The sequence below is a fragment of the Helicobacter valdiviensis genome (assembly GCF_003245365.1).
GTDB classification, from domain to species: domain Bacteria; phylum Campylobacterota; class Campylobacteria; order Campylobacterales; family Helicobacteraceae; genus Helicobacter_D; species Helicobacter_D valdiviensis.
Genome location: NZ_NBIU01000001.1, coordinates 77,116 through 88,859, shown reverse-complemented (window position 1 = coordinate 88,859; position 11,744 = coordinate 77,116). Strand labels below are relative to the sequence as shown.

Sequence of the window (11,744 nt, the reverse complement as noted above, 5' to 3'; positions counted from 1 at the left end):
TACTAGAATTTATTGAAAACTCCCATAAGACATTAACTTTTTATATCTTACTTCCAAGAAATTATCTTGTTCTCTAATAGAGCTTAAAGCCTCCAAAAAATACTTCTTAATCTCCATAGCTGCCGCTTCTTTATCTCTATGAGCTCCAATATTAGGCTCTTTAATAATATCATCAATCAATCCCGCTTCCTTTAAGCCTTCTGGAGTGATTTTTAAAGCCTCTGTGGCTTGTTCAATTTTAGCACCATCATTCCATAAAATTGCAGCACAACCTTCTGGAGAAATAACGCTAAAAATAGAATATTCCATCATAGCAAGCCTATCAGCTACACCAATAGCCAAAGCACCTCCGCTTCCTCCTTCTCCTATCACAATAGAAATCGTAGGAACTTTTAATATGCTAAATTCTTGAAGATTTTTAGCAATAGCCTCGCTCTGCCCTCTCTCTTCAGCACCTACCCCAGGATATGCTCCTGGAGTATCAATAAACATTAAAATAGGAATATCAAATTTCTCCGCCATTTTAGCAACACGCAATGCTTTACGATAACCCTCCGGATTTGGCATACCAAAATTTCTTTGGAGTTTATTTTTGGTACCTCTACCTTTTTCTTCACCAATCACCATTACTTTTTGATTATCTATATAGCCAAGATAGCAAACAATAGATAAATCATCTCTGTAATGTCTATCGCCATGGATTTCAATAGGTTCTTTTAACAATAAATTAATATAATCCATTGCATAAGGACGATCAGGATGTCTTGCTAATTGTAATTTCTGATAATCAGAAAGATTAGAATATACTTTACTAACTTCTTTTTTTAACTCTTCTTCTAAAATTTCAATTGCAGGAGTATCATTTTTCAACCGAGCTGCCGCAACAGATTCTTGAATATTTTTAATTTTTAACTCAAAGTCTAAATAAGTTGCCACTTCACTTATACCTTTTTAAAGATTACAACTCCGTTTGTTCCACCAAATCCAAAGGAGTTACTCATTATTACATCTATTTTAGCTTCCCTTGCAACATTAGGGATATAATCCAAATCACATTCTGGATCTTTTTGTGTTTGATTGATTGTAGGAGGCAATATTCCTTTTTCCATTGCCATAATAGAAATCACAGCTTCTAATCCTCCTGCAGCACCCAAACAATGCCCTATTTGACCTTTGGTAGAGCTAACAGGTGGAACATTTGCATTAAACACTTTTTTTAATGCTAGAGTTTCATAAAGATCATTATACTTAGTGCTTGTTCCATGAGCATTGACATAATCTACTTTTATATCTGCCATTTGCAATGCTGCCTTCATAGCTCTATAAGCACCCTCACCCTCTGGTGCTGGAGTAGTGATATGATTTGCATCTCCACTCTCTCCAAACCCTACAAGTTCTGCATAAATTTTTGCCCCTCTTGCTTTAGCACTCTCATAATCTTCTAAAACCAATGCAGCAGCACCCTCGCCCATTACAAATCCACTTCTTTGTGCATCAAAAGGGCGTGAGGCTAAGTGTGGTTCATCATTTCTATCGCACAATGCCTTCATTGCAGCAAATCCACCAATTCCCACACCACAAATAGCAGATTCTGCTGCAACAAGCAACATTCTATCTGCACAATTTAACATAATTGTTTTAGCAGCTTCAATAATCCCATGTGTTCCCGCAGCACATGCAGTTACACTTGCTAGGTTAGGACCTTTTAAAGAAAAATCAATTGAAATAAAACCCCCTAGCATATTTACAAGTGCAGAAGGAATAAAGAAAGGAGAAATACGCTTAGGACCTTTTTCAAAATTAATCACAGAATTTTTCTCAATATTTCCAAGCCCCCCAATACCTGAAGCAGAACTAATTCCAAAACGCTCTGGATTAATAGAAGAATCTAGCTTTCCTTCACTATCTAAAAGCCCACTATCCTCCATAGCTTCTTTGGAAGCCTTAATTCCTAACTGGATAAATCTATCTGCTTTTTTAACCTCTTTAGCATCCATTACGCTATTTGGATCAAAATCAGTAATCTCCGCGGCAATTTTGACTGGAAAATCAGTTACATCAAAAGAGGAGATTGTTTTAATTCCACATTTTCCTTTTATTATAGCGTCAAAAGAATCCTCTCTATTTAATCCAAGAGCATTAATCATTCCCATTCCTGTAACTACCACTCGTCGCATATTTCTCCCTTAAAAAAACTTAAAATAAAATGTCTAGCATGCCAAAAGGCATACTAAATTATGCTTGTGCTTTTTCAATATAAGCTACTACATCACCTACAGTTGCGATTTTCTCTGCATCTTCATCTGGAATTTCAATTTCAAACTTTTCTTCTAAAGCCATTACAAGCTCAACAACATCTAAAGAATCAGCTCCTAAATCATCAACAAATTTTGATTCTGGCTTCACTTCGCCCTCATTTACATTTAATTGCTCAACTACAACAGCTTTAACATCATCAAATACTGCCATTTTTTTCTCCTAGTTTTTTACAAAATTTTTCATAAGTCGTAATTCTATCTAAGTTTTTCTTAAAAAACTCATTATTACATATATAATCCGCCATTAACTTTCAAAACTTCTCCACTAATATAGCTTGAATAGTCTGACAAAAGGAACGCAACAGCCCCTGCTACCTCTTCTCCTTTGCCAAATCTACCTAGTGGAATATTTGAAGCATAAGCGTTTTTAATTTCTTCTTTTAACTCTTTTGTCATATCACTTTCTATAAATCCTGGGGTAATACAATTAAAACGAATCCCTTTAGAACCCCCCTCTTTAGCAAAAGACTTACTCATAGCAATCATTCCACCTTTGCTTGCTGCATAATTACACTGCCCTAGATTACCAATTTCTCCAATAATAGAGGCAATATTTACCACACTACCAAAACCTTGCTTTCTCATAATCTTCAAAGCTTCACGACATCCAATAAAGCAAGAAGTTAAATTCGCATCTATTACAGAAGTAAAATCTTCTAGCTTCATACGCATAGAAAGCTTATCGTTTGTAATTCCTGCATTATTTACAAGATAACTTAACTCCCCATCTGCACTAACAATCGCATTGAGAGCCTCTACAAATTGCTCCTCATTAGTTGCATCAAAGCAAATTACAGCAGCTTCTCCTCCTGCTTCTCTGATTTCTTGTTGCAATGCATCGGCTAGTTCTGGCTTAGAGCGATAGTTAATCCACACTTTTAAGCCCATTTTAGCTAAAACTTTAGCAATTTCTGCACCTATTCCTTTACTTGCACCAGTAATTAAGACATTTTTTCCACTAAATTTCATAAATTTCCTTATTATAAAATGCAAAAGCTCATTATACCCAAACTTACCTTACTTCATAGATAAGTTTAGTTTTTTGCTCCTCTCTTTCAATTTTAATTAACTCTAATCCATCTATTTGTAAATCCTGCAAATCTTTTAAAGATTGGAGCTGTGCTTTAGCGCATTCTTTTAATAAAATTCCTCTATAATGTTTTGCATAGTGGCTTACAACTTTTTGATTTTTATAAAATATTGGCTCATATACTAACATTTCCTCTTCTTTTAAGACCATTTGTATTTTAAAACACTGCTGGTAAAATCCTGCGCGTAAATCCAAAATTTCTTTTTGTGTTTTTAAAAAATCTTTATAGAAACTTGTATTTTTTGCATAAAATTCCTTCGTATTAAATCCATAAAACCCCTCCCCTTGTTTTAAATCATAATAAGGTATTTTATCTTCTGCTCTTAAAATTCCAAAAAGATTTGAAAAAATCAATACCCTTTTTTTAAGATAATCTTTAGCCTTACAATCCAAATTTTGATAATCCAAAGCCAAAAAAGCAACCCCACAATACCTCAAAATCGCCTCCAATAAAGGCTCACTAAAAATATTTTGTGCTTTGCTTAACTCTTCTAGATTTATCTTTTTAGTGCCAAAACATTTTAAAATTTTTGTTTCATTTTCTGTTTGTAAAAATCTCACATACTCCTTTAAAGCCTCTTGCAATCCCATTTTGCTCAAAAAATCTTTAAAAAAATCTCTATTATTTTTCACTTCTTGTGTGCTTGTTAGTATTTTTTTCTCACTTGGAGAGAAGAATATCCACATTTTAATCACCTTTTGATACAATTTGAAGTTTGAATTTTATCATAAGGAATTTTTATGGACAACTTAAAACTTTTCAAAATCCAACTTTTTGCGTCTTTTTTTTATCTTTTTTTATTAGGTTTAGGAGTGGGTGCAATGATTTGTGCAGGAGTTTTTAGTGCGCCTGCAATTTTTAGAGCAAGTTCTATCGTAGAAGGCTTAGAAATCACCCTTTTTCAAAGTGGAGTGCTAATGACAAGCATTTTTGTAAAGCTTAATTTTTTGTTAGTGGCTCTTGGTGTTATTATATTTATTTATGAAATTTTTTCATTTTTCAAATATAAAAATAAATTATCTGTATTATTTGGTGCAATCTCTATTGTGCTAATCTATCTTTTTGCTTTTTATTACACACCCCTTGTAATAGATGCACAAAAGCTAGGTGAAGATGGAATTGCTACTTTAATATTTGATAAAATCCATAAAGAATCTGTTTTGGTTTTTAAAGCACTTTTGCTTTGTCTTTTTGCTCTTTTTATTGCAAATGTTTTTAAAATCATTCATCTGTTGCAAAGATACCTAAAATTACAAAATTGACACAAATCATGCTTTTCACGCTTAAAAAAAGAGAGCTCTTTGCTCTCTTTTTCTATTTTTTCTAATATTTCTTGTAGCTTTTCTTGTTTTTGCTTAAGTTCTCCATCTTCTATAATTTTGCCTTCATACAAATGATAAATTCCAGCTTTCACTTCTTTTGCCTCTTTAGCAAAAGCAAGTGCATAGATTGGAAGTTGAAAATTGCTTAAATTTTCTAGCTTTGTTTTGGGAAGATTCTTCTTATATTTATAATCTAGCACATAATAACAATCTCCTTTAATATCCACCCTATCTACTCTGCCTTTAAAACAAAAGCCACAGTATTCAAATTCAAAACTTTTTTCAAAAAAAGTTGGCTTCCAACCCTCTTTTAAATGTTTCTTCTCATAATTAAAAAATTTTTCTAAATGCTTCTTAGCCAATCCTAGTTCAAAGTTCTCTCGTGGATTGTCCGTATTTTGCAATGCTTCAAAAACATCAGTCTCTGCTTTTTTAATATCTGTAAAATCTTCATAGGCTTTAAAAAGTGCTTGATGGATTATAGAGCCTACATTAGCTTTCAATGAAGTTTCTTCAAGTTTATATTTTAAAATATAAGCATAATAATATTTTCTCCTACATTCTAAAAAACATTCCAAACTAGACGCAGAAAAACTTCTTTCCTTTAGACAATCTATAATTTCACGCTCTTGATAAATTAAAGCATTACCTTTTAAAAAATATTCTCCAAAAGTTGCATCCAATTTTTGTAAATTACCATTTTTAAAAATTTTATCTTCTAATAAAAAACGGGAGGGTTTTTGCTCATCATTATCTAATGTAAAGATTTTTACACTTTTTGAATTTCTAAATAATCTTAAATAATAATACTTTTGCAAATTTTCTCTATCTCTTCTTGTTGGTAGGCCAATCTTTTGTCTAATAATACTATTTAAAAACAAATCTTTATTGCTTGTTTTTGGGATATTTTCTTCTGTAAATTCAGGGATAATCACATAATTAAACCCAACACCTCTAGTTTCCAAAATCCCTATCACACTAATTTTCCCACCCCCAACATCATCAATTTGTTCATTTTCTACCATTTTTAAAAAGCTAGTAACCTTTTCACTTTCCTCCAAATTCATATATTTAAAACCTAATTTAAAAAAATCTAGGTTTTGCATTAATTTATCTTTGGCTTCCCTATCTTCTTTACATTTTTCTTGTGTTTCTTCTATGTATTTTTCAAGTTCTACAAAGCTCTTTAATTCTTGTCTTTGTAATTCTAAAAAAAAGGTTGTGTGCTTTAATTTTATCCCCATTGCATAATTAAAATTTCTACCTTTATCAAAAAGCTTTAAATATTTTATAAAATCCTCATTAGGTAATACAATGCAAATCTCTTCTAAAGGCACACCTTTTGCAATCCATTCATCTAAAGTTTTAAAAATCCCACCTATTTGTGCTATTTTATCATTAGTGCTAAAAACTTCCAAAGGTGTTTGTAATTCTTGTAGCTCTACTTTATCTTTTATGACTACTTCTCCATTTATCAAAACCAACTTTAAAGAACCTCTAGGCAAATCTAGCCCAAAAAGTTTCACATAATATTCTTGATTAAATTCTTCAATATTAATGATAAACTCTATTTCTTTTTGATGGGAGATTTGGTCTAAAATCTTAAACTCAAAAGAGCTTAAGAAACCCTCTACAAAAATACGAATCCTCTCATAAGGCTCTAAAAGCTCAAAACTAATTTTAAAATCTTGCAAAAAATATTGATCATAAAAAGAAGCCAAAGATAACTTCTTACAATAAAGTGCGAAAACTTGTTTTAAAACTTCCAAATGATCATCATAAAAAGCATAAATATCAAGCTTTTCTAATTCCTCTATTTTGATACATTCTGCACATAACTCATCATAGAATTTTAAAAAAAAGTCAGAATTTTCCAAAAAAGAAGTAAAATTTTTAGCAAAATCTCCTAAAATATCAAGCTTGACTTCTTTTAGAGCTTCATAAAGATAAAGGGGACGCAAAAAAGGAGGGATTTTTACCTTACCTTCAACCCGCAAGATAAAATCCATAAACTCTCCCAGACTTTTCATATCTGGCAAGAAACCTTCTTGAAAATTAGTATCCACAAAAAACTTTGCAGCGCGGATACTAGAAAATAAATAAAGTGTCCGCATAATTACAACATTGATTTTGTGAAATTAACTACATTCTCCACACTAAACCCAAATGCTTTAAACAATTCCTCACCTTTTGCGCTTGCGCCAAAACTATCCATACCCACTACTCCATGAGCCACTCTATACCATTCTAGCCCTCTTGCCGCTTCAATTGCAATTACTTTTCCTTTTAACAAAATATCCTTATATGTTTTGGGTTCTTTTAAAAATAAGTCTAAACTTGGAACACTTACTACTTGTGTAGCAATTCCTTCTTCTTCTAACTGCAATGCACTCTTAAGAGCCAATTCTACTTCGCTACCTGTTGCCAAAAGTGTTACTTGTGCTTCTTTGCTAGATTCTTTTTTAATATAAGCACCTTTTTGGACTTGCTCTTTATTTACTTTTTCTAAAATTGGTAAGTTTTGGCGACTTAGCACAAAAGCACTAGGCCCCTCAAGCTCAAGTGCAACTTGCCAACAAGCAATATTCTCATTAGCATCTGCTGGCCTAAAAAGCGTTAAATTTGGCATCGCTCTAAAATGGCTAATTTGTTCAATAGGCTGATGTGTTGCACCATCTTCCCCCACACCAATACTATCATGTGTCCAAATATAAAATACTTTAGATTTCATCAAAGAAGCCACTCTAACGCTAGGGGACATATAATCACTAAAAACAAAAAATGTCGCACAAAAAGGCAAAAATAAACCATAGTTTGCAATCCCATTACAAATTGCACCCATAGAATGTTCTCTAATTCCAAAATGAAAATTTTTTCCTTTTGGAAAATCTCCTTTTTCTTTAAGTTCTGTATTATTAGAAGGTGCTAAATCTGCACTTCCTCCTACAAATCCTTCAATACTTTTTGAAATCGCGTTTAAAATCTCTCCATTGCTAGATCTTGTAGCCTTACTACCACTTTCATAAATAGGATATTCAATGCTAGAAAAATCTGGATTTTGCATTTTTAACAACATTTGCTTACTCTCTTCTTTTAAAGAAGCTTGCCATTGTTTATAGTGCATCTCTCCAACTTCTGCCACATTCAAAAAACGAAGTTTTGCACTTTCTGGGATAAAGAATTTTTCTTCTTCGTTAAATCCTAAAGCTTTTTTAGAGTTTTTAATCTCCTCAATCCCAAGAGGTGCTCCATGACTTTTATGGCTCCCACTAAGATTTAGCGAACCTTTTGCAATAGTTGTTTTAGCAATAATTAAAACAGGTTTATTGGCATTTTTTGCTTTACTTAAAGCCTCATCAATTTCTAAAAAATTATGACCATCTATCTCATAAACTTCAAAATTTTGCGCTACAAAACGCATTTTAACATCTTCACTAAATGCTACCTCGCAACTTCCCTCAATAGTGATATTATTAGAATCATAAATTAAAATCAAATTATCTAAACTATGATGTCCTGCCAAAGAACAAGCCTCATAAGAAATTCCCTCTTGTAAATCCCCATCTCCACAAAGACAATAAACCTTATGATTAATTACATCTTTCCCTAGCATATTTTGTGCTAGTTTTCCACCCATAGCAAAACCAACTGCATTTGCAACACCTTGCCCTAAAGGTCCTGTGGTAATTTCAACACCTGGAGTATGCTTATATTCTGGATGTCCTGGGGTTTTAGAATCTTTTTGTCTAAATCGTTTTAAATCCTCTAAACTTACATCAAATCCCCAAAGATGTAATAAACTATACACAAGAGCACTCGCATGTCCTCCACTAAAAACCAATCTATCACGATTGATCCAATCTTGATTTTTAGGAGAAATCTTTAAATGATACCCCAAAACTACTGCAATATCTGCTAATCCCATAGGAGCACCTGGATGCCCGCTATTTGCTTCTTGCACCATATCTGCACACAAAAACCTTAGACTGTTTGCCATTGTTTGATACTGAAAAATTTCTTGATTATCTAGCACTTTATAAACCTTATTTGCACAATTTAAAGGCAAAATTATAACTTTTTTCTAAAATTAGTCAATAAAAAGAAGAAATTACTCTCCTAAAAGCTTTATAGGTTCTTTGCAAACCTTACAATTAAAATTTGCTCCTTCATTTTGAATCCTATCATGTATTTTTAGAGGAACATTATGGACTTTATTAGGACATGAACACACATATTTTATTTTCTGCTCTTCTTGAACTTCTTCATATGAAACCTCAGGAATTGCTATTTGGCAAGTATTGCGACGGAATTTTTCAATTTGCATATCCTCTTTTAAAATATGTTCTAAAAGCCATTTTTTAGCAATAACTGCTAATTTCTCTTTTAAATCATTAATATTCTTAATTTGCATAACTGCAGAAGTCATATCCTTAATAATCCCTTTATGCTTTTCTCTATGTTTTTCCAAGTTGGGATAAAAAATAGACTCCATATAAGCTTCTTCATCTTTAAAATGCTCTTGTGTGTAACTTAGCAATTCTCTTAATATCACAATAATTTCTTCTTTAGTAACCTGCTTATTTGTAAGTGCATAAGCTTTGCCCGCTATTTCAAATAATTTCTTGTGTTGTTCATCAATCGCATCATTATGCACACTAAGTTCTTTTGTCCAAACTGGCAACATAAGTTAAACCCCCAAACTAATTTTAAACCCAAATCTTACAATATTTACTCTTAATTCTTGTTATAATAGTAAAATTTTATCTTCTAGGGTAAGTAATCTCCTGCTTACATTGCTTGCAACGAAACTTTGCACCATTTAAGATTTTTTGATGGATATCATAGGGGACATCATGGATTTTATTAGGGCAAGAACAAATATAGTGGTATTCTCTAGTACTCATTTCACTCTCTATAACTTGCGCAAAATGATCTCCATTTTCTGGCATACTTGCTATAAGCAAACTACGCCTATAACGCTCATATTTCATATCTTCTTTTAAAATATGCTCCAAAAGCCAATTTTTAGCAATTACCTGCAATTTTTCTTTCATTTCATTTAAAGTTTTAATATCTTTAATCAAAGAAATCATTGTTTTTGTAATTTCTGTATGGATTCTCTTATGCTGTTCTAATTCTGGATAATCAATAGCTTGCATATAGATTTCTTCATCCCTAAAATGCTCTTTAATATATTCAAAAAATTCTGATAAAATTTCTTTCATTTCATTAGGAGTGATTTGTTTATGAGCCATATTATAAGCCCTAGCAGCCATTTCAAACAACTTTTGATGTTGTTTATCTATCCTAGCATTATGCACACTATAAGCTTCACTCCATTGTATCATTGCTCTCCCTACACCTTTACCTTAAAAATAAGCTACTTTTTTAATCCTATCATAAAAGAAATAAAACTTCACTAAAGACTAAGAGCTAAAAACATCAATATTTTAAGCTAAAAAGTAATACAATACAGACTTTTATTTTTGATTTTTACAAGGTTAATTTTATGTTATTTAGCTCCTTTGAATTTATCTTCATATTTTTACCCTTAGTTTTAATAGGTTTTTATTTTTTAAAATCTATACATTATTATACGAGTGCAAAGATATTTTTAATCCTAGCTAGCTTATTTTTCTATGCCTATTTTAAAATAGAATATATTTTTATTTTAGCTTTTTCTATTTTATTGAACTTTACTTTAGCTAATTTAATCCTTAAAAAAGTGCGGGGGGGGGGGGCGATATACACTCCTTATTTTAGGAATTGTATTTAATCTAGCCCTACTTTGCGTTTTTAAATATACTGATTTCTTCTTAGAAAACTTCAATCTTTTTTCAAAACTTGCAAATTTAGATTTCAATATTCCATTACCTCATATTTTGCTACCTCTTGGTATTTCCTTTTTTACCTTCCAACAAATTGCATTTTTGGTAGATTGTTACAAAAAAAGCAATATAGAAGATTTACTAGAAAGCAAAAAAGTTGATTTTATTGATTATTGTCTTTTTATAAGCTTTTTTCCTCAATTAATTGCAGGACCTATTGTCCATCACAAAGAAATGATGCCACAATTTCACGCACTTTTAAATAAAAATCAAAGCTTAGTAAATTGGGAATTGATAGCAAAAGGACTTTTTATTTTTTCCTTAGGTTTATTTAAAAAGATTTACATTGCAGATAGTTTAGCACAATGGGCTAATAACGGCTTTGCAATTACACAAAATGGAGGGTTTTTAAATATTTTTGAATCTTGGGCTACTTCACTTTCTTATACTTTCCAGCTTTATTTTGACTTTAGTGGATATTGCGATATGGCCATAGGTTTAGGACTTTTCTTTGGCATAGCTCTACCTATCAACTTCAATTCCCCCTACAAATCTTTAAATATTACAGAATTTTGGAGAAAATGGCATATTACTTTAGGGAGATTTTTAAAAGATTATCTCTATATTCCCCTTGGAGGAAATAAAGTTTCTAAACTGCTTAATTTACGCAATCTCTTTATTGTAGCTTTTTTAAGTGGAATTTGGCATGGAGCTGGCTGGGGTTTTGTGATTTGGGGAAGCTTGCATGGAATTGCTATGGTAGCTCATAGGATTTATAGCTTTTATGTAAGAGGAAAAAGCTTTTTAGATTCTAAAATTTATAAAATCTTTGCTTGGTTTATTACTTTTAATTTTATTAATATTGCTTGGATTTTCTTTAGAAGTGAAAATTTAACAGGAGCAATTAATCTTTTAAAAGGAATGTTTGGGGTTATGTGGGTGGAGCTACCTACAAAATGGTATCAAGCCCCACACGCTCTAAAAACTATCAGCGGAAATGATAAAACAATAACCTTCTTAATTGTTTCTCTATTAATCTGTTTATGTTTCAAAAATAGCATAACTTTATGCGAAAACTTTAAAGCAAATTACAAATATGCATTTGCTACTATGATTTTGTTTTACATTTCTATTTTCACACTTTTTTCTACCCCCTATGTAGAATTTATCTATTTTAATTTCTAG

At 31.6% G+C, this 11,744-nt stretch carries 10 protein-coding genes and 1 pseudogene; 2 read left to right on the top strand and 9 right to left on the bottom strand.

Annotated features, from left to right (window positions below; genetic code table 11):
- Window positions 1–9: 9 nt before the first annotated feature.
- From accA to yaaA, 5 genes are all read right to left on the bottom strand, one after another.
- Complete coding sequence (gene accA, locus B6S12_RS00385; RefSeq protein ID WP_111228836.1) at window positions 10–936, bottom strand: acetyl-CoA carboxylase carboxyl transferase subunit alpha; 927 nt, start codon at window positions 934–936, stop codon at window positions 10–12.
- Window positions 937–941: 5 nt separating this feature from the next.
- Complete coding sequence (locus B6S12_RS00380; RefSeq protein WP_111228835.1) at window positions 942–2,177, bottom strand: beta-ketoacyl-ACP synthase II; 1,236 nt, start codon at window positions 2,175–2,177, stop codon at window positions 942–944.
- A 58-nt stretch (window positions 2,178–2,235) separates the two neighbouring features.
- The gene (gene acpP / locus B6S12_RS00375; protein WP_111228834.1) at window positions 2,236–2,469 is read right to left on the bottom strand and encodes an acyl carrier protein; all 234 of its coding nucleotides are present in this window, start codon (window positions 2,467–2,469) and stop codon (window positions 2,236–2,238) included.
- Between the two features lie 74 nt (window positions 2,470–2,543).
- On the bottom strand, window positions 2,544–3,287 hold the full coding sequence (gene fabG / locus B6S12_RS00370) for a 3-oxoacyl-ACP reductase FabG (protein WP_111228833.1): 744 nt from the start codon (window positions 3,285–3,287) through the stop codon (window positions 2,544–2,546).
- Between the two features lie 43 nt (window positions 3,288–3,330).
- Window positions 3,331–4,095: a peroxide stress protein YaaA gene (yaaA, locus tag B6S12_RS00365; RefSeq protein WP_111228832.1), complete on the bottom strand. Its 765-nt coding sequence runs from the start codon at window positions 4,093–4,095 to the stop codon at window positions 3,331–3,333.
- A 54-nt stretch (window positions 4,096–4,149) separates the two neighbouring features.
- Here yaaA and B6S12_RS00360 point away from each other — a divergent pair, with 54 nt between their 5' ends.
- A complete protein-coding gene (locus B6S12_RS00360) occupies window positions 4,150–4,671 on the top strand; it encodes a DUF4149 domain-containing protein (protein WP_111228831.1) in 522 nt (173 codons plus the stop codon).
- Here the strand turns inward: B6S12_RS00360 and B6S12_RS00355 are convergent.
- The 4 genes from B6S12_RS00355 to B6S12_RS00340 all read right to left on the bottom strand — a co-directional run bounded on the left by B6S12_RS00355 (window position 4,635) and on the right by B6S12_RS00340 (window position 10,079).
- A complete protein-coding gene (locus B6S12_RS00355) occupies window positions 4,635–6,845 on the bottom strand; it encodes a RecB family exonuclease (RefSeq protein ID WP_111228830.1) in 2,211 nt (736 codons plus the stop codon). The two genes, B6S12_RS00360 and B6S12_RS00355, sit on opposite strands and share 37 nt — an antisense overlap.
- 2 nt (window positions 6,846–6,847) lie before the next feature.
- Entirely contained in the window at window positions 6,848–8,764 is a 1,917-nt protein-coding gene (gene tkt, locus B6S12_RS00350; RefSeq protein ID WP_111228922.1) for a transketolase, read from the bottom strand.
- 75 nt (window positions 8,765–8,839) lie between these two features.
- A complete protein-coding gene (locus B6S12_RS00345) occupies window positions 8,840–9,415 on the bottom strand; it encodes a bacteriohemerythrin (protein WP_111228829.1) in 576 nt (191 codons plus the stop codon).
- 76 nt (window positions 9,416–9,491) lie between these two features.
- Complete coding sequence (locus B6S12_RS00340) at window positions 9,492–10,079, bottom strand: bacteriohemerythrin (RefSeq protein ID WP_111228828.1); 588 nt, start codon at window positions 10,077–10,079, stop codon at window positions 9,492–9,494.
- A gap of 161 nt (window positions 10,080–10,240) precedes the next feature.
- Here B6S12_RS00340 and B6S12_RS00335 point away from each other — a divergent pair.
- Window positions 10,241–11,744 (top strand): annotated as a pseudogene (locus B6S12_RS00335) (MBOAT family O-acyltransferase).